At 74.9% G+C, this 20,596-nt stretch carries 19 protein-coding genes and 1 pseudogene; 8 read left to right on the top strand and 12 right to left on the bottom strand.

What is annotated here, in order from left to right:
• Both ABZ914_RS14605 and ABZ914_RS14610 read left to right on the top strand, forming a co-directional pair.
• The coding region (locus ABZ914_RS14605) for a GlnX family signal transduction membrane protein (RefSeq protein WP_500193425.1) at positions 1 to 1,440 on the top strand (1,440 nt) is incomplete at its 5' end.
• Between the two features lie 16 nt (positions 1,441 to 1,456).
• Positions 1,457 to 2,329 carry a glutamate ABC transporter substrate-binding protein gene (locus ABZ914_RS14610; protein WP_500193426.1) on the top strand — a complete coding sequence of 291 codons (873 nt, stop codon included), beginning with the start codon at positions 1,457 to 1,459 and terminating at the stop codon, positions 2,327 to 2,329.
• A 66-nt stretch (positions 2,330 to 2,395) separates the two neighbouring features.
• Here ABZ914_RS14610 and ABZ914_RS14615 read toward each other — a convergent pair whose 3' ends face one another.
• Positions 2,396 to 2,803 (bottom strand): STAS domain-containing protein, encoded by a 408-nt coding sequence (locus ABZ914_RS14615; protein ID WP_500193427.1) that lies wholly within the window; start codon positions 2,801 to 2,803, stop codon positions 2,396 to 2,398.
• Between the two features lie 409 nt (positions 2,804 to 3,212).
• Here ABZ914_RS14615 and ABZ914_RS14620 point away from each other — a divergent pair, with 409 nt between their 5' ends.
• Positions 3,213 to 3,890: a 1-acyl-sn-glycerol-3-phosphate acyltransferase gene (locus ABZ914_RS14620; protein ID WP_190851351.1), complete on the top strand. Its 678-nt coding sequence runs from the start codon at positions 3,213 to 3,215 to the stop codon at positions 3,888 to 3,890.
• 20 nt (positions 3,891 to 3,910) lie between these two features.
• Here the strand turns inward: ABZ914_RS14620 and ABZ914_RS14625 are convergent, their stop codons facing one another.
• Together ABZ914_RS14625 and ABZ914_RS14630 are read right to left on the bottom strand one after the other, a co-directional pair.
• A complete protein-coding gene (locus tag ABZ914_RS14625; protein WP_500193428.1) occupies positions 3,911 to 4,486 on the bottom strand; it encodes a hypothetical protein in 576 nt (191 codons plus the stop codon).
• Between the two features lie 151 nt (positions 4,487 to 4,637).
• Complete coding sequence (locus ABZ914_RS14630) at positions 4,638 to 5,690, bottom strand: DUF4267 domain-containing protein (protein ID WP_500193429.1); 1,053 nt, start codon at positions 5,688 to 5,690, stop codon at positions 4,638 to 4,640.
• A 160-nt stretch (positions 5,691 to 5,850) separates the two neighbouring features.
• Between ABZ914_RS14630 and ABZ914_RS14635 the strand changes: the two genes are divergently transcribed.
• The 4 genes from ABZ914_RS14635 (at position 5,851) to ABZ914_RS14650 (ending at position 11,739) form a co-directional block, all read left to right on the top strand.
• Positions 5,851 to 9,060: an ATP-binding protein gene (locus ABZ914_RS14635; protein WP_500193430.1), complete on the top strand. Its 3,210-nt coding sequence runs from the start codon at positions 5,851 to 5,853 to the stop codon at positions 9,058 to 9,060.
• Positions 9,061 to 9,158: 98 nt separating this feature from the next.
• Positions 9,159 to 9,857: a hypothetical protein gene (locus ABZ914_RS14640; protein ID WP_500193431.1), complete on the top strand. Its 699-nt coding sequence runs from the start codon at positions 9,159 to 9,161 to the stop codon at positions 9,855 to 9,857.
• 219 nt (positions 9,858 to 10,076) lie between these two features.
• The gene (locus ABZ914_RS14645; RefSeq protein WP_190851346.1) at positions 10,077 to 10,280 is read left to right on the top strand and encodes an NfeD C-terminal domain-containing protein; all 204 of its coding nucleotides are present in this window, start codon (positions 10,077 to 10,079) and stop codon (positions 10,278 to 10,280) included.
• A gap of 109 nt (positions 10,281 to 10,389) precedes the next feature.
• The gene (locus ABZ914_RS14650) at positions 10,390 to 11,739 is read left to right on the top strand and encodes an SPFH domain-containing protein (RefSeq protein WP_387024614.1); all 1,350 of its coding nucleotides are present in this window, start codon (positions 10,390 to 10,392) and stop codon (positions 11,737 to 11,739) included.
• A gap of 136 nt (positions 11,740 to 11,875) precedes the next feature.
• On the opposite strand, the pseudogene ABZ914_RS14655 reads toward ABZ914_RS14650, so the two are convergent.
• The 8 genes and pseudogenes from ABZ914_RS14655 to ABZ914_RS14690 all read right to left on the bottom strand — a co-directional run.
• Positions 11,876 to 11,938: pseudogene (locus ABZ914_RS14655) on the bottom strand (HPr family phosphocarrier protein); the annotation flags it as partial.
• A gap of 11 nt (positions 11,939 to 11,949) precedes the next feature.
• The gene (locus ABZ914_RS14660; protein ID WP_500193432.1) at positions 11,950 to 12,984 is read right to left on the bottom strand and encodes a zinc-dependent dehydrogenase; all 1,035 of its coding nucleotides are present in this window, start codon (positions 12,982 to 12,984) and stop codon (positions 11,950 to 11,952) included.
• Positions 12,981 to 13,427: a PTS mannitol transporter subunit IIA gene (locus tag ABZ914_RS14665; RefSeq protein WP_500193433.1), complete on the bottom strand. Its 447-nt coding sequence runs from the start codon at positions 13,425 to 13,427 to the stop codon at positions 12,981 to 12,983. The genes ABZ914_RS14660 and ABZ914_RS14665 overlap by 4 nt, the downstream gene beginning before the upstream one ends.
• Positions 13,420 to 13,719: a PTS lactose transporter subunit IIB gene (locus ABZ914_RS14670; RefSeq protein WP_190851629.1), complete on the bottom strand. Its 300-nt coding sequence runs from the start codon at positions 13,717 to 13,719 to the stop codon at positions 13,420 to 13,422. The genes ABZ914_RS14665 and ABZ914_RS14670 overlap by 8 nt, the downstream gene beginning before the upstream one ends.
• A 4-nt stretch (positions 13,720 to 13,723) precedes the next feature.
• Positions 13,724 to 14,917: a mannitol-specific PTS transporter subunit IIC gene (gene mtlA, locus ABZ914_RS14675; RefSeq protein WP_500193435.1), complete on the bottom strand. Its 1,194-nt coding sequence runs from the start codon at positions 14,915 to 14,917 to the stop codon at positions 13,724 to 13,726.
• A gap of 38 nt (positions 14,918 to 14,955) precedes the next feature.
• Positions 14,956 to 15,894: a 1-phosphofructokinase gene (pfkB, locus tag ABZ914_RS14680; protein WP_500193436.1), complete on the bottom strand. Its 939-nt coding sequence runs from the start codon at positions 15,892 to 15,894 to the stop codon at positions 14,956 to 14,958.
• 181 nt (positions 15,895 to 16,075) lie between these two features.
• On the bottom strand, positions 16,076 to 16,984 hold the full coding sequence (locus ABZ914_RS14685; RefSeq protein ID WP_500193437.1) for a dioxygenase family protein: 909 nt from the start codon (positions 16,982 to 16,984) through the stop codon (positions 16,076 to 16,078).
• The gene (locus ABZ914_RS14690; RefSeq protein WP_500193438.1) at positions 16,981 to 18,066 is read right to left on the bottom strand and encodes a maleylacetate reductase; all 1,086 of its coding nucleotides are present in this window, start codon (positions 18,064 to 18,066) and stop codon (positions 16,981 to 16,983) included. The genes ABZ914_RS14685 and ABZ914_RS14690 overlap by 4 nt, the downstream gene beginning before the upstream one ends.
• A 124-nt stretch (positions 18,067 to 18,190) precedes the next feature.
• Between ABZ914_RS14690 and ABZ914_RS14695 the strand changes: the two genes are divergently transcribed.
• Positions 18,191 to 19,588, top strand: coding sequence for an FAD/NAD(P)-binding protein (locus tag ABZ914_RS14695; protein WP_500193439.1), 1,398 nt, complete (start codon positions 18,191 to 18,193; stop codon positions 19,586 to 19,588).
• 34 nt (positions 19,589 to 19,622) lie between these two features.
• Here ABZ914_RS14695 and ABZ914_RS14700 read toward each other — a convergent pair whose 3' ends face one another.
• Positions 19,623 to 20,570 carry a TIGR03564 family F420-dependent LLM class oxidoreductase gene (locus tag ABZ914_RS14700; RefSeq protein WP_500193440.1) on the bottom strand — a complete coding sequence of 316 codons (948 nt, stop codon included), beginning with the start codon at positions 20,568 to 20,570 and terminating at the stop codon, positions 19,623 to 19,625.
• Positions 20,571 to 20,596: the final 26 nt, after the last annotated feature.

The raw sequence follows: 20,596 nt of genomic DNA on the forward strand, positions 1-20,596 counted from the left end.
CCCCCGGCGCGGCGGGGGCGGCTCGCCACGTTCGCGCGCGGCCGCTGGCTGCGCACGATCCCCGGCCGGATCCGCGCGCACGTCGCGCTCGTCCTGGCCGCGCTCGTCGCGCTGCTGGCCGTGCTGACGGTCGCGGTGGGGAACGCGCGCGACTCCGTCCAGACGATCGGGCACGACGCGGGCCCGCAGGTCGTCGCGACCAGCACGCTGTACTTCGCGCTCAGCGACATGGACGCGCAGGTCTCCAACATCCTGCTGATCGGCCGCCAGCACGACCTCGGCAGCGGCTACGACCAGATGATCGGCGCCTACGAGCGGCGCCGCGCGGACGCCGACGCGGCGGCGGTGCAGGCCGCGCAGCTCGCCGGGCGCGACCCGGCGCTGCGGCAGACCGTCCAGGACGTCCTCGACGGCCTCGGCCGGTACGAGCGGCTCGTCGGGTCGGCGATGCAGCTCAACCAGCAGGCCGACCATCCGGCGGGGGAGCCGCCGAAGGAGGTCGTCGACGCCTACCGGCAGGCGACCGACCTGATGAAGCTGGAGCTGCTGCCGAAGGCGTACAACATCACGCTCGACACCGGCGCGCACGTCCGGCAGGCGTACGAGTCGAAGCGGACGTCGGTGCTGACGGGCCGTGACTGGGTGGTCGTCGCGGGCGCGGTCGCGCTGCTGCTGCTGGTCGCGACGCAGCTGTACCTGGCGCGGACGTTCCGGCGGCTGCTGAACCCGGCGCTCGTCCTGGCGACGCTCGGGACCGTGGCGCTCACCGCCGTCGGCGCGGGCCTGCTGTCGGCGCAGGCGGGGCACATCCGGAAGGCGAAGGAGGACGGCTTCGACTCCGTGCTGTCGCTGTCCCGGGCGCGGTCGATCAGCCACAGCGCGTTCGCGGACGAGAGCCGCTACCTCCTCGACCCCGGCCGCGCCGACACTTACGAGCAGACCTACCTCGACAAGTCCCTCTCGGTGGTCTACCCGGACATCGGCGACAAGCCGCTGAACCTGGAGAACTACTACGCGGGGCTGGAGCAGAAGGTGGGGCCGTACCGCCCGCGCGAGGGCGCGGCGCCGTTCCTCGGCTTCCTCGCGGACGAGGCCGCCTCGGCGCGGAACGCCCGCGAGGCCGACGCGGTGCGGCGGACGCTGCGCGCGTACATCGTCGTCCAGCGCGACGACCAGCGGATGCGGTCGCTCGCCACGTCCGGGAACCGCGGCGGCGCCATCGCGCTGCGGATGGGCCGCCAGACCGGCGCGATCCCCGACTTCGACGCCTACGACGCCGCGCTCGGCTCGCTGATCGCCGTCCACCAGGACGCGTTCACCAGGCAGATCAAGGACGCGGACGGCGGGCTGCGCGGCTGGAAGGCCGTCCCGCCCGCCGCCGCCGTCATCGCGCTGCTGATCGTCGCGGGGGTCCGTCCCCGGCTGGCCGAGTTCCGCTGACCAGAGGAGACCCCCCATGCGCGCCACCCGTGCCCGTTCCGTCCGCCTCCCTTTCCGGCGCACCACTTTCCTGCGCGCCGCCGCCCTGGCCTGCGCCGTCCTGTCCGCCGCCGGGCCGCTGTCGGCGTGCGGGCTCGGCGGCGCGGACCGGCCGACGATCGCCCACAAGCACTCGCTGACCATCGGCGTGAAGGCGGACCAGCCGAGCCTCGGCGTGAAGGGCAAGGACGGGACGTACCAGGGCTTCGACATCGACGTGGCCACCTACATCGCCGGACGGCTGGGCGTGCCGAAGGACCGGATCAGGTGGCGCACGACGAACTCCTCGGTCCGGGAGAAGGCCCTCGCGGACGGCACCGTCGACATGATCGTCGCGACGTACTCGATCACCGCCACCCGCAAGCGGGTCGTCACGTTCGCGGGCCCGTACTACGTCGCGCACCAGGACACGCTGGTCGCGCCGGGCAACACGGCGATCCACGCGATCCGGGACCTGAAGGGCCGAAAGATCTGCGCGGTGACCGGGTCGAACTCGTGGCGGCGGGTGATCGAGGAGCGCAAGATCGCCGCGGTGCCGGTGCAGGCGCCGACCTACGGCGCCTGCATGGGCGACCTCGCGGCCGGGAGGCTGGACGCGGTGTCGACCGACGACCTGATCCTCGCCGGCTTCGCCGCCGGCCGCCCCGGCAAGATCATCAATGCGCCGTTCACGGACGAGAAGTACGGCGTCGGGCTGAAGAAGGGCGACCTGGAGGGCTGCGAGCGGATCAACCGGGCCATCACCGACATGTACCAGGACGGGACGGCGGCGCGGCTGCTGACCAAGTGGTTCGGAAAGTCGGGGCTCAAGCTCACCACGAGCGTGCCGCAGTTCGAGGGCTGCAGCTGACGCCCGCCGCCCCCGGCGCGCTCGGCCGCGTCAGGCCGTGATGCGGTCAGGCGGCGGTGTTCGCGGTCAGGCCGTGGTGGACGGCAGCGCGCCGATCGCCTCCCGCAGCGTGTCGTAGATCGGGACGAACTTGTCGATCCCGGTGATGCGGAAGACGCGCTGAACGCGCGGCGGCAGCGCGACGAGCGCCACCGTGCCGCCGTGCTCCCCGGCGCGCCGGTTCGCCGCGACGATCGCGTTGAGGCCGGTCGAGTCGCAGAACGTGACCTGCCGCATGTCGACGACCATGGGCTCGCCCGCGTCCACCACCTCGAACAGGGCCTCCTCGAAGCGGGCCCGGGAGACCACGTCGATGTCGCCCTGCACCCGGACGAGGGTGCAGCGTTCGTCCTTCATCAGGCTGATGTCGAAGTCCATGGCCACCTCTCGCCCCGGCTCCGGGGGCGCCTCGGTCCCGCGCACCTGGTACTCCACCTCAGGTGACTCCTCAGGATTGCGCACCCGTGCCCGCAATCCAAGCACTTCCAGGGATAAGGACCGGGTCGCCCTCCCACGTCCCGGACCGTAACACCCCTGGCCGCCGGGGCCGCGCGGCGCCCCGTCCGTGCGCCGTCCCGTGCGTACCGGCGTGCCGCGACCGCTGCCCGAATAACTTACTCCAGAGGAACTTACCGGATGGTAGGAAATGGTTTCACGATTTCCGCACCTCCCCAATGTGACCGAAGTCCCACCCCGGGATCAAGGCCCCCAATAGTCCACCGGCGTCCCCCGTGACCAGCGGTTGAACCATTTCTTACGTCCGGTGCGGCGGGAAAAGCAGGTGCTGACCCGGGGACGGATCGGCGCAGAGGTTACAGTGGCGGTGCGAATGACAGGAGGCTGGGTGTTCTACACGTTCATGACGCGAGTGGTGCGTCCGATCCTCTGGCTGCTTTTCCGCCCGAGGGTGATCGGCGGGGAGAACGTGCCCGCCTACGGGCCCCTCATCGTGGCCAGCAACCACCTGTCGTTCATCGACAGCTTCATCATCCCCCTCGCCGTCCCGCGGCCGGTGACCTACATCGCCAAGGCCGACTACTTCGTGGGCGGCGGCCTCAAGCGCGGCTTCGTCCGCTGGTTCCTCACGAACCTCGGCCACGTCCCCGTCAAGCGCGGCGCGCGGCGCGCCGCCATGGGCGCCCTGGAGCAGGCCGGCGACGTCCTCGCCAACAGCGGCGCCTTCGCGATCTACCCCGAGGGCACCCGCTCCCCCGACGGCCGCCTCTACCGCGGCCGCACCGGCGTCGGCTGGCTCGTCCTCGCCTCCGGCGCCCGCGTCCTGCCCGTCGCGCTGGAGGGCACCGAGAAGATCCAGCCGATCGGGGCGTCCAAGCCGCGGATCTTCGGGCCCCGCCCCACCGTCCGCATCGGCCCGCCGATGGACTTCTCCCACTACCGCGACCTCCCGCCCGCCAAGGCCCGCCGCGCCATCACGGACGAGATCGTCGAGACCATCCAGAAGATGTCCGGCCAGGAGTACGCGCCCGTCTACAACGAGCGTGCCGACGAGGGGCAGCAGTAGGGGCGCCCCGCCCGGCCGGGTCAGCCGCCGAGGTTGGGGGCCTTCTCCTGGATGTTCGCGCCCGCCCGGCTCTGGGCGTCGGACTTCAGGCCGTCGACCGCCGAGTTCACCGACCCGATCTGCGACTGGTCCAACTGCCCGGACTTGAACTTGCCTGCCAGCGCCGAGAACATCGCCGCCACCTTCTCCGCCGGGACCTTCAGGGCGTTGCAGAGCTTCGGGTCCGCGCCGATGAGCTTGCGCGCGGCGTTGAGCCGGTTGGCCGCGAACAGCCCCGCCGCCCCGGCCTTCGCGAACGCCTTCGTCCGGCCATCGGCGCCCTGCTTGAAGCCCCCCGCCTGGTACGGCTTCCAGATGTAGCGGTGGAAGGCGCCGATCGCCAGGCCGGCGTCCGCGGCGAACCGCGTCTTCGCGAAGTGCTTGGTCGTCTCGGTCGGGCAGGACGACGGCGACGCGGCCGGCGAGCCCGCCGCGGCGCCCCGCCCCGCGGCGGCATGGGCGCCGTCTTCGTGCGCCCTCTCGCCGCCTCCGCCGCATCCGGACGCGGCGACCAGCGCCAGCAGCAGGACGGGCAGGACCAGAACTCTGCGGAACATTCTCTTCCCCCGATGTGCGCACGCGCCCGGTCCCCGGGCGCCCTCCGTGGCCTACCCAGCGATCAACGACCGTCACGGAGGGTGTGCGTGACGTGGCGATCCGGGGGCGCGGACGTGCCGCGCCACCGGATCACCGGGCCGTCCGCGCCGGTCAGCGGCGGCGGGCGGTGCGCAGGAGCAGCAGGCCCGACGCGAGGACGGCCGCGGCGGTCGCGCCGTGGACACCGAACGCGGTCGCCTTGGAGCCGTGGTGGGCGAGGACCGTCAGCATGTCGCCGGCCGCGATCGTCGAGAACGCGCACATCACCAGGCCGAGCGCCTCCCGCTTCCCGCGGGCCAGCAGCGCGAGGACGGCCAGGCCGGTGCCGAGGTCCCGGACGCCCTTGATGTTCAGCCACGCGGCGGCGTCGCCGGACGGCACGGACGGCAGCCCGAAACCCGCCGCGGTGCCCGCCGGGTCGAGGATGTACGAGAGCCCGACGTAGCCGATGCCGACCCCGGTGAGCAGGGCGATGGCGCTGCCGGTGCGGGACGTGCGGACGTCCTCGCGGAGCCGCCGCATCCGGGCGGCGTGGTGGCGTTCGCCGTAGAGCCGCCAGAAGCCGCGGGCCGGAGCGGGCAGCCCGGAGAGGAACTCGGCGCGCTCGTCCGGCGTCGCGTCCTCCAGCACCACGCCGAGCAGCGTGAGGATCTTCGACTTGGGGGTGTGCTCCACGAAGTGGTCGCCCTGCGCGTTCCACTCGTCCTCGGTGAGGTGGCGCTCGGCGAGCGGGAGCAGGTGCGCCTCCTCGTCGTCCAGGTGCTCGACCAGCAGGGCGCGGTGCTCGATCAGCGCGGCGACCAGGGCGTCGCGGCCAGCGGCGTCCGCCGACCGCGCCCAGGGTCCGGCGAGGTCGTGCAGGCGGGTGATGGTCGCGGCGACCTTCTCGTGCTGGGCCTCCATGCGCAGCACGATGTCGGCGTCCAGGTCCACTCGCGACAGCAGCAGCGGCCAGATCAGCTCGTCCTCGCCGTGGTGGTGGTTGTGCAGGCCGAGCAGGTAGTCGGCGAGGTGCGCGGTGAGGGCGCGGGCGCGGCGGCGGTCGCCGGGGCGGGTCGCGCCGATCAGCTCGGCGAGCAGGCGCGACTCGCGGCGCATGCCGCGGTGGATGACGACCATGGAGCGGGTGAAGGTGAGGGCGGTGTGAACGGTGTCGGTGCTCATGCCGCCAACGTTGCCCGGGGCGTCTTGGAACCGGCTTGGAGCACGAGTTGGAAGGCGACTTGGAGACCGGCTGGAGGGCTGCTCGGAAGGCTGCTTGGAAGGCTGCTCGGAGGGCGGCTTGGACGGCGGGCCGGGCGCCGGTGGCTACGATCTGTCCGAGATGGTGCGGATTCGGGTGCTCGGCGCCTTCGAGGCCGAGGTGGCGGGCGTGCGGGCGGCGCTGGGCGGGCCGCGGCAGCGCGCGGTGCTGGCGCTGCTGGTCGCCGCGCGCGGCGCGGTCGTGCCCGTCGACCGCATGATCGAGGACCTGTGGCGCGGCGAGCCGCCGGCCCAGGCCGTCACGTCCCTCCAGGCGTACGTCTCCAACCTGCGCAAGCTGCTGGAGCCCGGCCGCCCGCCGCGGGCCCCGGCCCGGGTGCTGGTCTCCGCCGCGCCCGGCTACGCGCTGCGCCTGCCCGACGAGGCCGTGGACGCCTGGCACTTCGCTGCGCTCGCCCGCGACCCCGAGCGCGCGGCGGAGGCCCTGGCCCTGTGGCGCGGCCCGGCGTTCGCCGAGTTCGCCGACGAGGAATGGGCGCGGGCCGAGATCGGCCGCCTGGACGAGCTGCGCCTGGCCGCCCGCGAACGGCACGTCGCCGCCCTGCTGCGCGCGGACGACGCCGCAGCCGCCGTGCCCGAGGCGGAGATCCTCACCCGCGACGAGCCGCTCCGCGAGGAGGGCTGGCGGCTGCTGGCGCTGGCGCTGTGGGGGGCGGGCCGCCAGGCCGACGCGCTCGCCGCGCTCCGCGAGGTCCGCGCGACGCTCGCCGACGAGCTCGGCCTCGACCCGAGCCCCGCGCTCGCCGATCTGGAGACGGCGATCCTCCAGCAGCGCACCGAGGCGTTCGACCTCCCCGCGCCCGCCCCCGTGCCGGTCCCCGCGCCCGCTCCCGTCCCCGGCGGTCCGGCCTTCCTGGGCCGCGACGGCGAGCTGGCCGCGCTGACCGGGCTCGCCCGCGAGGGCGGCGTGCGCGTCGCGCTCGTCACCGGCGAGGCCGGGCTCGGCAAGACCGCCCTGCTGACCCGGCTCGCCGGCGTCCTGGAGCAGGAGGGCCGGCTCGTCGTGACGGGCCGCTGTCCGGAGAGCGAGAGCGCACCCCCCGCGTGGGCGTGGACGGAGGCCCTCACCGCGCTCGACCGGCACGTCCCGGCCCCCGCCGAGGCGGCGCCGCTGCTGCGGGACGGGTCCGGCGGCGAGCCCCGCGACACCACCGCCGGCCGCTTCCGCCTCCACCGGGCCGTCTGGGGCTGGCTGAACGACGCGGCCCGGCGGCGCCCGCTCGCGGTCATGCTCGACGACCTGCACTGGGCCGACGCCGAGACCCTCGCCCTGCTGGCCGCCCTGTCCGGCGACGCGCCGCTGCTCGTCGTCGCCGCGTTCCGCGCCGACGAGGCGGGCACCCGCCTCACCGAGACCCTCGCGGTGCTCGCCCGGCGGTCGCCGCTGCGGCTGCCGCTGCCCGGACTGCCGGAGCCGGCGGTCGCCCGGCTCATCGCCGCCGAATGCGGCGCCGACGTGGACGAGGCGACGGTCGCCGCCCTCGCCGAGCGCACCGGCGGCAACCCCTTCTACGTGCGGGAGAGCGCCCGGCTGCTCAGCAGCGAGGGCGCGCTGGTGGCGACCTCGGAGGTCCCCGAGGGGGTGCGGGACGTGCTGCGCCGCCGCCTCGCCCGCCTGCCCGAGCCCGCCGTCGCGGTCCTGCGGCTGGCCGCGCTCGCCGGCCGCGAGGCCGACGTGGACGCGCGCGTCCTCGCGGCCGACGCCGGCGAGGACGCGGTGCTGGACGCCCTCGACGCCGGGCTCGTCGCGGGCCTGCTCACCGAGCGCGCCCCGGGCCGGGTCCGGTTCGCGCACGCGCTCGTCCGGGACACGATGATCGCCGACCTCAGCGCGCTGCGCCGCACCCGCATGCACGCCCGGCTCGGCGCCGCCCTGGAGCGCCTGACCCCCGACGACGCGCCGGCGCTGGCGTACCACTTCCACCGCGCCGCGTCCGCCGCGACCGCCGCCAAGGCCGTCGAGTACGCGGTCCGGGCCGCCGACCTCGCCGAACACCGGTACGCGCACGAGACCGCCGTCGAGCTGCTCACCCAGGCGCTGGAATCGTTCGAGCGCATGCCGGGGCGGGACGCCGCGGACCGCGTCGACCTGCTCGGCCGGCTGCTGCGCGCCCAAGCGCGCGCGGGCGCCGTCCAGGACGCCCGCGCGACCCGCCGCCGCGCCGTCGACCTCGCCGAGGAGGCCGGGCGCGACGACCTGCTCCTGGCGGCGTTCACCGCGTGGACCGAACCGGCCCCCTGGCAGCTCCGCCCGTACGGGGCCGTCGACGAGCACCTGGTCGGCCTGCTCTCCCGGCTGCTGGACCTCGACGGCCTCGCGCCGGACGTGCGGTGCCGCCTCCTCGACGCCTACGCCGCCGAGCTGACGGGCACCGGGGACGCGCGGGGACGGGCCGCCGCCGAGGAGGCCGTCGAGATCGCGCGGAGCCTGGGCGACCCGAAGCTGCGCGCCCTGACCCTGTTCACGCTCGGCCGCGAGCGCGACTACCGCGGGCACGACCCCGGCGAGACCCGCCGCCAGGCGGCGCAGGCCCGCGAGCTCCGCGCCCTCGGCGCCGAGCACGACATGCCCACCGCGCTGTGGTCGGGCACGTTCAACCTCGCCGCCGCCGCCGTGTGGGAGGAGCGCCCCGCCGAGGTGCGCGCCCGGATCGCCGAGGCGGCGGAGCTGGCCCGCCGCTACCGGATGCCCGAGGCGGGCGTCGTCTGCGAGGTCGCCGAGGCCGCGCTCGCCCAAGCCGAGGGCCGGCTGGACGAGGCGGAGCGCCGCTACGCCGCCGCGACCCGGGCCATGGCCGACCAGGGGTCGCTGCACACCGCCGGGTTCGCCCTGCTCACGCGTGCGACGCTGGCGGTGTCGCGCGGCACGCTGGCCGGGTTCGCCGCCGAGGCCGGGGACGTCCCGCCCGAGCTGGCGCCGCTGGTCACCGACGTCCTCGCCGCCGCGCAGGCCGCCGCCGGCCGGCTCGACGAGGCGCGCCGCCTCCACGCGTCGGCCCCGCCGATCCAGCCGGACTACTTCTTCACGATGTTCAGCACGTTCCGCGCCATGACCGTGGTCGCGCTGGGCGACGAGCAGGGCGCGGCCGAGCTGTACAAGGCGCTGCTGCCGCACCGGGACGGCCCGCCCGCGGGGCTGGAGAGCCTCGCCGTCGCCCTGCCGCCGCCCGCCCGCACGCTGGCCAGGCTCGCTCCCCTCGTCGGCGAGGACCCGGCCCCGCACCTGCGGCGCGCCGCGGAGATCACCGCCCTGTGGAATGCCCCGCAATAGACGCCTGCGGGCCGATTCCGGCCTGGATGGGGGGCTCCTGCCGCCCGCACAGCGTGTCGGCCGGGCGCCGCGGGGGCCGGGCGCCTAAGGTCGCGGGCATGGCGCACAGGCTCCTCCCGATCGCGGTGCTGGCGACGGTCGCGGCGGCGTCCGCCTGCGGCGGCTCCGGCGGCGGGCGCGCCGGAGAGGCCGTCGGCCCCGCCCGCGCCGCCCCCGCCGGCACCGGCTACACCTCCGACCAGCTCGGGCAGGCGCTGCTCCAGCAGGTCACCGGCTACCGGCGCGGCGAGCCCGACTCCGGCGAGTACGGCTCGCTGAAGGCGCTCCGGAACGCCGCGCAGGTCCGCGAGGAGGCGGCCCTCGACAAGCCGAAGTGCGCGGACGCCCAGGCCGGCGGCGGGAAGGTCGCCGCGGACGTGCCCACCGCGCTCGTCACGTTCGTCAAGAGCGACGGCCAGACCGTGACGGAGACGCTGATGGGCGTCGCGGACGCCGACGCCGAGAAGCAGGTCGAGGCGCGCGTCCCCACTGGCTGCCTGACGTTCCGCACCCGCCTCGCCGGGAAGTGGGCCGAGCACCAGGTCACCGAGACCCGGCGCGGCGACGTCGGCAACGGCTCGCGGACGGTCGGCGTCGCCACCACCAGCGGCGACCAGCGCACGAACACCTGGTACGTGGTGTTCGAAGGCCGCCACTACCTCGGCACCGTCACCGTCTTCGGCCCGAACGCGACCCGCTCCGAAGCCGAGGCCCTCGCCCGGGCCTCCGTGACCCAGGCCCACAAGATCCTCAGGTAGCCCAGGGGGCTGTGTTTCCCAGGGGGGCGACCCCCTGGAACCCCCGTCAACGGTCGGCAGGCTGTTTCCCGCTCCGCTGGCGCTCCGCGCGAAACAGCCCGCCGACCGGCGCGCGTGCCCGCGCGTGATCGGGGCCGGGGCCGATCTGACGGTGCGGGGACGGGGACCGGGCGGATACCGTTCGCCTTACGTCGGAACGAGTTGAGCGGGGAGTTGCCCTTGATCGGCAAGGAGGGCCGGGTGACCGGCCGGATCGGCCCCGGGCTGGTCGGCGAGGTCATGATCGCGATCCGCGGCGGCGCGGAGGCCTTCTACGCGCATCCGGTCGATCCGCGCGAGGAGATCCCGGTCGGCTCGATCGTCGTCGTGGTCGAGTACCACCCGCCGCGGACGGTGTACGTGGCCCACGCGCTGGGTTCCTAAGACCGCCCCAAAAGGGGCGAACCAACGGCGGGTCCGCTGCGTCTACTGGAAAACGCGGACGGGACCCGCCTCCACCGGGCCGGCCGCCCGCCGAGAGTGAGGAGGCCGCATGCCCATCTTCGCGGTGGCGATCGCCGTGGTCGTCGCCATCATCGTGTTGATCGTGCTGTTCAAGATGGTCTGGCGGGTCGCGGAGCCGAACGAGGCCCTGATCATCTCCGGCCTGGGCGCCCGGTCCAAGCCGATCGACGGGGTGGAGAGCCTCGGGTTCAAGATCGTCACGGGGAAGGGCACCTCGGTGCTGCCGGGCTTCCAGACGGCCCGCCGGCTCCGGCTCGACAGCCGCGCCGCGAACCTCGAGGTGCACTGCGTGACCCAGCAGGGCATCCCGGTGAAGGTCCGCGGCGTCGTGATCTACAAGGTCGGCGACGACTTCGTGTCGATCGCCAACGCGGCGCGCCGCTTCCTGGAGCAGCAGAAGTCGATGGACGGCGCGATCCACGAGCTGTTCACCGGCCACCTCCGCTCGATCATCGGCAACCTGACCGTCGAGGACCTCATCCTCAACCGCGAGCGGCTCACCTCCGAGACCCGCGGCTCGGCCGCCGACGAGATGAGCAAGCTCGGCCTGGTCGTGGACTCGCTGCAGATCCAGGAGATCGACGACGAGACCGGCTACATCACCAACCTGGGCCGCCCGCACGCCGCGCGGGTCGCCGCGGAGGCCCGCATCGCCGAGGCCGAGCGCGACCAGGAGGCCACCCGCAAGGAGCAGGAGGCCATGCGGGAGAACGCCGCGGTGATCCGGGACACCGAGATCAAGAAGGCGGAGTACGAGGGCCAGGTGCAGCAGGCCGCGCAGCAGGCCCGCCAGGAGGTCATCCTCAAGGAGACCCGCAACGCCGAGCTGGAGGCGGAGCGCACCGAGAAGCGGCTGGAGAGCGAGGTCCGCAAGCCGGCCGACGCGCGCGCGTACGAGCAGGTGAAGCTGGCCGAGGCCGAGCGGGAGGAGCGCATCTCCTACGCGCAGGCCGCCGCCACCGAGGTGCAGCTGAAGGCGCAGCGGGAGGCCGAGGCGACCCGCCTCCTCGGTGAGGCGCAGGCCGAGGCGACCCGGCAGAAGGGCCTCGCGGAGGCCGAGGCGATCAAGGCCCGCGCGGACGCGCTGGCGCAGAACACCGACGCGGTCATCGCCCAGCAGCTCGCCGAGAAGTGGCCGGAGATCGTCCAGGCCGGCGCGGGCGTGTTCGGCAATGTCGACAACATGGTGGTGCTGAACGGCGCGGAGGGCATCGAGGACATGCTCGCCAAGGCGCTGACGCTCGGCGGCACCGGGCTCGGCGTGGCCCGCCAGCTGCTGGCGGGCATGAACGGCCAGAACGGGCAGAACGGCAACCCGGCCAACGGCGCCGCCCCGGCCGTCCCGGCCGGTCCGGTGGAGGGCCCCGACAAGGACTGACCCCCGGCGACCGTCCCGCGACGCGGCCGGTGTCCCGCCCTAGCGGCGGGGGGACCGCCCGGTTGTGCGGGGGGGGCCCCCCCCCCCCGGCCCGGATCCGGACCGGGACGTCCTGCGCGGCGGCGGCCTGCACGAACAGGTTCGCGGGCCGCGCGTGCAGGCCGGTGCGGGAGGCGATCGTCACGGTTCGCTGGGGCATGTCGGCTCCTGTCAGGGCTCGATGGTGACCTTGATCGCGGCGCCGCGCGCGACGGTCTCGATGCCGTCGAGGACGCTCGCGAGCGGCAGCCGGTGGGTGATCAGATCGGCGACCGGCACCGCGCCGCTCGCGATCAGCCGCAGGGCGCGGGCGTTGTGCGCGGGGCTGGACCCGTTCGCGCCCACGATGGTCAGCTCCCGGTAGTGCACCAGGTTGGAGTCGCAGGCGATGACCGGGTCGTCCTTCGGCAGGCCGCCGAAGAAGCTGATCCGGCCCTGCCGGGCGGCCATCCGGAGCGCCTGCTCCTGGGCCGCGCCGGAGGCCGCGGCGGTCACGACGACGTCGGCGCCGCGCCCGTCGGTCAGCTTCAGCACCTGGTCGACCAGGTCGGGGCCGGTGAGCGCGGCGTCGGGGCGCACCCGCTCGGCCGACATCTCCAGGCGCTCGGCGTTGATGTCGGCGAGGAACACGCGCGCCGCGCCGCGCGAGCGCGCCAGCCGGACGTGCAGGCAGCCGATCGGGCCGGCGCCGATCACCACGACGTCGTCGCCGTCCCCGACCCGCGCGAGCTCCTGGCCGTTGAGCACGCAGGCGAGCGGCTCGGCCACGGACGCCTCGGCGAACCCGACCCCGTCCGGGATCCGGTTGAGGCCGTCGACGGCGAGCACCTTGGCGGGCACGACGGTGTACTCGGCGAAGCCGCCGTCGTAGTGGTACCCCATCGACTCCTGGTTCGGGCACACGGTCAGGTGCCCGCGCCGGCACTCCTCGCACCGCCCGCACGGGATGGCGGCGATCACCTGCACCCGGTCGCCCGGCGCCCAGCCGGTCACGTCCGCGCCGGTCGCGACGACCTCGCCGGCGATCTCGTGCCCCATGACGCGGGGCGGCCGGATGTGGTGGTGGCCGAACCGCGAGATCTTGACGTCGGTGCCGCAGGTGGAGCAGTTCCGCACCCTGATCGCGACGTCGCCGGGGCCGGGGACGGGCTCGGCGGCGTCCTCGACGCGGATGTCCCCGGGGGCGTGGAAGCGGGCGACCTTCACTGGACGATCTCCTCTCCGTCCGGCCGCAGCAGCCGGATCACTTCGTCGGGGTCCGCGGCCTCGCGCAGCCTCCGCGCGCGGCCGGGGTCCAGCAGGATCTGCGCGAGCTCGGACAGGATCCGCACATGGCCGTCGCCCCGGGCGGCGATGCCGACGCACAGGGCGACCCGTTCGCCGTTCCAGTCCACCCCGCCGGGGAAGCGCAGGACGCACAGCGCGTCGTGGTGCACCAGCTCCTTGCCGGCCAGGGTGCCGTGCGGGATCGCCACGCCCTCGCCCACGTACGTCGAGACCGTCCGCTCGCGGGCGAGCATCGCGTCGATGTAGCCGGGCTCGGCCGCGCCGGCCGAGACGAGCGCCCGCCCGCACTGCCGGACGGCGTCGTCCCGGTCGGCCGCGGCCGCGTCGAGCCGGACGGCGGAGCGGGCCAGCAGGTCAGGCACCGATCTCGCCGCCGTCCTTGATGGCCGCCACCAGGCGGGCCACCGCCGGGTCGCCGAGGAACACCTGGAAGGTGACGAGCGGCTTGTCCGGCGCCCCGGCCCGCGCGCGGGCGCCGAGGCCCTCGTGGCAGACGACGACGTCGGCGTCGCCGGGGATGGAGTTCACCGGGGTGTGCTCGACCGCGACGCCGGCCTTCCGCAGCTCCTTGCGGAGGCTGCTCGCGAGCATGACGCTGCTGCCCATGCCGGCGTCGCACGCCACGACGATCTTGCGGATGTCCTTGCCGTTCATCTGGTCACGCCTCCTGGGGTGAGGGGCTGGCGGTCTTCGCGGGCGGGACGTCGGCGGCGGGCTCGTCCGTGCCGGTGGCCGGCTCCGCAGCGCCGGTGGCCGGTGCGGCGGCACCGGACGCCTCCGTCCCGTCCTCGTCCGGCTTCTTCTCGGCGAACCTCCCGAACCCGAGCAGCGCCGCGCCGACCGCGAACGAGACGGCCGCGGCGACGAGGACGCCCAGGTAGACGCCGACCCAGCCGTGCCTGGGGGTCTCGGCGACGTAGGCGAAGATGCTGCCGGGCGACGGCGTGGCGACCAGGCCCGCGTCCGTGGCCATGAAGGTGGCGATGCCGGCCGCGCCGCCGGCCATGGTCGCGAGGATGAGCCGGGGCTTCATCAGGATGTAGGGGAAGTAGATCTCGTGGATGCCGCCGAGGAAGTGGATGATGATCGCGGCCGGCACGCTCGGCCGCAGCGACCGCGGGCCGAACATCAGGTAGGCCAGCAGCACGCCCAGCCCCGGCCCCGGGTTCGACTCCAGCATGAACAGGATCGACCTGCCGTTCTTGGCCGCCTCCGCGAAGCCCAGCGGGGCGAGCACGCCGTGGTTCACCGCGTTGTTGAGGAACAGCACCTTCGCCGGTTCGATCAGCACCGACGCCAGCGGCAGCAGGTGGTGGTGGATCAGCCACTCGACGCCGTTGCCCGCGCCCTTGGTGACCTGCCGGACGATCGGGCCGACGCCCCAGACGCCGAACACGGCCACGGCGCCGCCGACGATCCCGGCGGTGAAGTTGTCGACCAGCATCTCGAACCCGGTCCGGGTCCGCTCCTGGATGTAGGCGTCCACCTTCTTGAGCAGGTAGGCGGCGAGCGGCCCGACGATCATCGCGCCGAGGAACATGGGGATCTTGGATCCCACCACGACGCCCATGGTGGCGACCGCGCCGACGACCGCCCCGCGCTGGCCGTGCACCATCCGGCCGCCGGTGTAGCCGATGAGGATCGGCAGCAGGTAGGTGATGGTCGGGTCGACCAGCTCTCCGAAGTGCTTGTTCGGGAGCCATCCGGTCGGGATGAACAGCGCGGTGACCAGCCCCCACGCGATGAACGCGCCGATGTTGGGCATCACCATCCCGGCCAGATGGCCGCCCAGGCGCTGGACTCCGGCTTTCAGCCCGCTTCCGCTGACGGCTGGTGTGTACGCAGCGGCCATCTCGGCCTCCTCAGGGGTTCGGGGGGTCTGCGTGAGGATCAGGCGATGAGCGAACGGCCGAGGTCCGGCCGGGCGTCGATGCGGACGATGTCGCGCCGGATGTCGTCCGGGCGCGGCATCCGGCTGGCGGGCAGGCGCACCGCGGCGGCTCCCCAGGCCAGCCCTTCGGCCAGCGCCGGGGCGCCCCGCGCGCCCGCCGCGAGGAACCCGGCGAGCAGCGCGTCGCCCGCGCCCACCGTGCTCCGCGACTCGGCGACGGGCCCCGTGCGGCTCGTGACGCCGTCCTCGTCGACGAGGACGGCGCCGTCGGCGCCCAGGCTGGCGAGCACGGTCCCCGCACCGCGCTCGCGCAGTTCCCTGGCCGCCTCGACCGCGTCGCCGACGCTGGCGACCGGCCGCCCGACGGCCTCGGACAGCTCGTCCCGGTTCGGCTTGACCAGGTGCGGTCCCGCGCCGACGGCGGCGAGCAGCGCCGGGCCGCTGGCGTCGACGGCGACCCGCACCCCGGCGGAGGTGAAGAACTCGCACAGCCGGGCGTAGATGTCGGCGGGCACTCCCGGCGGGAGGCTGCCGCAGGTCACCGCCCAGCTGGCGCCCTCGGCCTCGTCGAGCACGACGTCGGCGACCGCGTCCAGCTCGTCGCGCGACAGCGGCTCGCCGGGCTCGTTGAGCTTGGTGACGACGCCGTCGGGCTCCACGATCGTCACGTTCGAGCGGGTCCGGCCGGCCACCGGCACGGCGTGGACGGCGATGCCGTCGCCCTCCAGCAGCCGGACGAGCTGCTCGCCGTCCGCGCCGCCGGAGGTGACCACCGCGACCGTCGGCACCCGGTTGGCCAGCAGCGCGCGGGACACGTTCACGCCCTTGCCGCCGGGGTCGATGCGCGCCGACCTCGCCCGGGTCATCGTGCCCTTGACGAGCCGGTCGACGTCGATCGTGCGGTCGAGGCTGGGGTTCAGCGTCAGCGTGACGATCATCGTGTGCCGCCTCGGCGCGGTTCGCAGCTCACTGTTGGTTCACCGCCGTTTCACGTCTGTTTCCATTTGTTTACGCCTATATGTGTGGGAACGTCAAGAGACGGCGGGGCCGGGATGTGAGCGACCTGCCCAGGGCCGTCCGGGGCCGGCGGGTTCCGAAGTGAGGGCGGCGGTGCGCCGGTCACGCGCCGGCGGGCGCCAGCACGATGTCGAACCTGGTCCTCGACCAGGTGCCGCCGACGGCGCGGCCGTCGGGGGTGGGCGTGCCGGCCGGCAGCCGCTCGAAGTCCTTGACCAGCGATTCCCTGACGCCGAAGACGGTGTCGGCGTCCAGCAGCGCGTCGCCGCGCACGAAGATGTGGGTGACCAGGGTGCGGTGACCGGGGGCGGACACCTTGAAGTGCAGGTGCGAGGCGCGCATGGGGGAGCGGCCGACGGCGGCGAGCATCGCGCCCACCGGCCCGTCGTCCGGGATGGGGTAGGGCGTGGGCGTGACGGCCCAGAACCGGTACTCCCCGTCCGGTCCGGTGAACAGGTGGGCCCGTCCGGCGGTGCGGCCGTCGTCGTACTGGACGTCGTAGCGGCCGTCGGCGTCGGCCTCCCACACGTCGACGCGGGCGCCGGGGACGGGGGCGCCGCCGGTGTCGCGCACCGTCCCCTCGACCCAGCAGGGCTCGCCGGAGGCGCCGCCGCCGATGTCGCCGCCGAGCTCGATCCGGGGAGCGCCGTCGACGAAGAACGGCCCGAACACGGTCGCCTCGGTGGCGTCGCGGTGGGCCCGGTTGTTGATCGTGATCGTCTGCATCGAGGCGCCGAGGGTGTCGGAGAGCAGGACGAACTCCTGCCGCCGGTCGTCGGTGACGTGGCCGGTCCGGGTGAGGAACTCGATGGCCCGCCACCATTCGTCCTCGGTGAGCCGGACCTCGCGCAGGAAGGCGTGCAGGTGCCGCACGAGCGCGCGCATCAGCTCCCTGAGCCGGGGGTCGGCGCAGCCGTCGAACGAGCGAAGCACCCGTTCGAGGAGCTCCTCCTCGCGCCGCTCCTGCTCGGCGGCGGCGGTCTCGTCGGGCGTCGTGCGGTCCTGGGTCATCGGGGCTCGGTCCCTTCCCATGCCGCCCGCAGCAGGGCGGTGAGGTCGTCGGCGGTGACGGGGCGCGGATTGCTCGCGGGGACGGCCGCGAGGGCGGCCGGGACGGCGGCGGCGATCCCGTCCTCGGGCATGCCCAGGTCGCGCAGGGCGGTCGGGGCGCGCAGCCGGGCGCGCAGCCGGTCCAGCCCGGCGATCGCGCTGTCGGCGCCGAAGGCGGTGGCGATCCGGGCTTCGGCGTCCGGGGCGGCGGGCGCGTTGAAGGCGAGCACGTGCGGCAGGACGACCGCGTGGGTCTGCGCGTGCGGCAGGTCGAACATCCCGCCCAGCACGTGGCAGACCTTGTGGTGCAGCCCGGACCCCGCCGACGCGAACGCCACAGCGGCGAGATAGGCGCCGTACAAGGCGTGCTCGCGGCCCGGCAGCCCGGCGGGGTCGGCCACCACCCGGGGCAGGCCGCTCCGCAGCGCCCGGATGCCCTCGCCGGCCAGCGCCCGGTCGATCGGGTCGGCGCGCGGGCCCCACATCGCGTCCACGCAGTGCGCCAGCGCGTTGAGCCCGGACGCGGCGCTGAGGTCCGCCGGGAGGGCGAGCGTGAGCGAGGCGTCGTAGACGACCGCGCGGGGCAGGACCCGGTCGTCGGCGCCGGTGGTCTTGCGGCCGTTCTCGGTGAGGCCCCAGACGTCGGTGGCCTCGGAGCCGGCGTAGGTCGTCGGGACCGCGACGATCGGCAGCCCGGTGGTGAGCGCGACCGCCTTGGCCAGCCCGGTCGTGGACCCGCCGCCGACGCAGACGAGCGCGTCGGCGCGGTGCTCGCGGGCCGCCTCGCGGGCGCGTTCGGCGACCGGAAGCGGCACGTGCATGGCGGTCTCGTGGTGCCAGTGCGCGACCGGCAGACCGCCCGCGACCCGCCGGGCGGCCTCCGCCCCGCCCTTCGCGGCGATCGCCATCACGCGGGACGCGCCGAGCGCGGCGATCTCCTCGGCGAGCGCGGCGGCGGCGTCGCCCGGGGCGAACCGGACCCGCTGGGGCAGGGTGCGGTGCTCGAAGCGCAGCCGCTCGTCGGATTCGGGCGTCATCGTCATAGGGGCGATCGTCTCCGCTAGGCGTCGTCACCGTCGTACCCAAAGATCCGGCCGTCGGCCCCGCGGGCTCGCCGCGAGCAAAATTGCATAATTCTTGTAGGAAATATAAGCTACTCTCGGAGGCATGGCCGACCACGTCGCTGACAGCGCAGCCGAGCCACTGATCGCCGTGGTCGGCGGCGGAGCGAGCGCGACGCTGGTGGCCGCGCATCTCCTGCGCCGCACCGGCCCGGTGCCGCGGCTCCTCCTCATCGACGGCCGGGGCCTGCACGGGCGCGGCCAGGCGTACTCCACCGAGGACCCGAACCACCTGCTGAACGCCCGCGCGGCGAACATGAGCGGCGTCGAGGGCGACCCCGGCCACCTCCTGGACTGGACGCGCGCCCAGGGGATCGAGGCGTCCGGAGAGGACTTCCTCCCGCGCCCGCTGTACGGCCGCTACCTGCGCGACCTCCTCGACACCTCGGCCCGGGCACGGCCCGGCCACCTGACCGAACTGACCGGTACCGTGCTCTCCCTCGATGCCGGGCCCGCCGCCCCGGGGTGGACGCTCCGCCTCGCCGACGGCACGTCCCGCACGGCCGACGCCGTCGTGCTGGCCGTCGGCAACCAGGCGCCGGGCCGCCTGCCCTGGGCGCCGCCCGCCCCCCGGTACATCGCGGACCCGTGGCGGCGCGGAGCGCTGGACGTCATCGACGACGACGCGCCCGTCCTCATCGTCGGCACCGGGCTGACCATGGTCGATCTGGCGATCAGCCTGAGCGGGAGGCGTCCGGGCCGCGTCGTCCACGCCGTGTCCCGGCACGGGCTGCTGCCCCGCGCGCACCATCCGCCGCCGCGCCCGCCGGAAGCCGGACTCGTCCTGCCCGCCGAACCGATGACGCTGCGGGAACTGCTGCGCTGGGCCAGGCTCGCCGTCCGCGGCAACGGCGGCGAGTGGCACGGCTTCGTCGACGCCGTCCGGCCGCACGTCCCCGCCCTGTGGGGGCGGCTGTCGGACGCCGACCGGCGGCGCTTCCTCGGCCTGGTCGCCCGGCACTGGGAGGTGCACCGCCACCGGATCCCGCCGGCCTCCGCCGCCCGGATCGAGGCGCTGCGCGCCGAGGGCCGCCTCCGCGTCCACCGAGGCCGCGTCGAGGACGTCCGGGCGGGCGCCGGCCACGGGCTCACCGTGCGCGTCGGGACCGAGGGCCGGGCCTCCGAGCTGGAGGTCGGCTGGCTGATCAACGGCACCGGCCCGGCGGGCGGCCCGGCGACCGACCCGTTCCTGTCGAGCCTCGTCACCGCGGGGGTCGCCCGTCCCGGACCGCTCGGCCTCGGGCTGGACGCGGACCCCGACGGCGCCGTCCGCGACGCGGCGGGGCGGCCCCACGGCGACCTGTTCACCCTGGGGCCGCCCCTGCGCGGCGTCCGCTACGAGACCACGGCCATCCCCGAGATCCGGGCTCAGGCCGCCGTCCTCGCCGGCCGCCTCGCCGCCCTCGGCCGCTCGCCCCGCCGGCAGGTCGAGCGGGTCCCCTGAGGGGCGCCGCCGGCCTCCCGGGGTCGTCCTCGCGTCAGCCGGTCGTGGCGGGAGCCGCGCCGCGCGCCAGGTCGCCGAGGACGCGCCACGTCCTGGCCTGGTCCGCCGAACCCGTGATGCCGGTCTGGGTGAGGACGACCTCGGTCGCGCCGGCGTCGAAGTAGCGCCGGACCGCGGCGGCGATGGTCTCCTCGTCGCCCGCGACGAGCAGGTCCGCCGCCTTCGATGCGCCTTCCAGAGCGACGACCCGCTGGTAGGAGGGGACGCGGTCGTAGAAGGCGAACTGCTGGGCGGCGGCCGTCCGCGCGGCGTCGACGTCGCCGGTCACCACTCCGGGGACGAGGGCGACGACGCGGGGAGCGGGGCGTCCGGCGCGCGCGGCGGCCGCGGTGATGGCCGGGACGATGTGCTCGCCCAGCGTCCGCGGACCGGCCAGGAACGGGAGCGTGCCGTCGCCCAGCTCGCCGGTGACGCGCAGCGCCTGCGGGCCCATCGCGGCGACCAGCAGCGGAACCGCCGGCTCCGCGCCCGGCACGGCGGTGGGCATCGGCGGCGCGGCGGTCAGCGTCTCGCCGCGGAAGTCCGCGGTGCCGGTCTCGGTCAGGGAGCGCAGCACGGTGAGGAACTCGGCCAGCCGCGCGACGGGCCGGTCGTAGGGCACGCCGAACACGGGCTCGACGAACGCCTTGGCCCCGAGCGCGAGGCCCAGGTGGAACCGGCCGCGCGTCGCGGCCTGCGAGGTCTGCGCCTGGCTCGCGACCAGGATCGGGTGCCTCGCGAAGATCGGCACGGCCGACGTCCCCACGGCCAGCCCGGGCGCCTCCCGACCGACCAGGCCCGCGAGCGCCACCGCGTCGTAGTCGAACCGCTGCCCGAGCCAGACCGAACCCAACCCCGCCGCCTCGGCCTCTTTCGCCGCCGCCACCGCCTCGTCGACCGCGTTGCCGGACGGGCCTGGATGAAGCGCTACTCCGATCGTCATGTCGGCGGCAACCCGCCCCGGAGACC

It is taken from the genome of Spirillospora sp. NPDC046719, from assembly GCF_040645715.1.
Taxonomy (GTDB): domain Bacteria; phylum Actinomycetota; class Actinomycetes; order Streptosporangiales; family Streptosporangiaceae; genus Spirillospora.

Bases quoted from the DNA above. Each gene is read 5' to 3' on its own strand.
- ABZ914_RS14610 (WP_500193426.1), top strand. From the start codon at position 1,457: ATGCGCGCCACCCGTGCCCGTTCCGTCCGCCTCCCTTTCCGGCGCACC.
- ABZ914_RS14625 (WP_500193428.1), bottom strand. From the start codon at position 4,486: ATGTTCCGCAGAGTTCTGGTCCTGCCCGTCCTGCTGCTGGCGCTGGTC.
- ABZ914_RS14630 (WP_500193429.1), bottom strand. From the start codon at position 5,690: ATGAGCACCGACACCGTTCACACCGCCCTCACCTTCACCCGCTCCATG.
- ABZ914_RS14635 (WP_500193430.1), top strand. From the start codon at position 5,851: ATGGTGCGGATTCGGGTGCTCGGCGCCTTCGAGGCCGAGGTGGCGGGC.
- ABZ914_RS14640 (WP_500193431.1), top strand. From the start codon at position 9,159: ATGGCGCACAGGCTCCTCCCGATCGCGGTGCTGGCGACGGTCGCGGCG.
- ABZ914_RS14650 (WP_387024614.1), top strand. From the start codon at position 10,390: ATGCCCATCTTCGCGGTGGCGATCGCCGTGGTCGTCGCCATCATCGTG.
- ABZ914_RS14670 (WP_190851629.1), bottom strand. From the start codon at position 13,719: ATGAACGGCAAGGACATCCGCAAGATCGTCGTGGCGTGCGACGCCGGC.
- mtlA (WP_500193435.1), bottom strand. From the start codon at position 14,917: ATGGCCGCTGCGTACACACCAGCCGTCAGCGGAAGCGGGCTGAAAGCC.
- pfkB (WP_500193436.1), bottom strand. From the start codon at position 15,894: ATGATCGTCACGCTGACGCTGAACCCCAGCCTCGACCGCACGATCGAC.
- ABZ914_RS14685 (WP_500193437.1), bottom strand. From the start codon at position 16,984: ATGACCCAGGACCGCACGACGCCCGACGAGACCGCCGCCGCCGAGCAG.
- ABZ914_RS14690 (WP_500193438.1), bottom strand. From the start codon at position 18,066: ATGACGATGACGCCCGAATCCGACGAGCGGCTGCGCTTCGAGCACCGC.
- ABZ914_RS14695 (WP_500193439.1), top strand. From the start codon at position 18,191: ATGGCCGACCACGTCGCTGACAGCGCAGCCGAGCCACTGATCGCCGTG.
- ABZ914_RS14700 (WP_500193440.1), bottom strand. From the start codon at position 20,570: ATGACGATCGGAGTAGCGCTTCATCCAGGCCCGTCCGGCAACGCGGTC.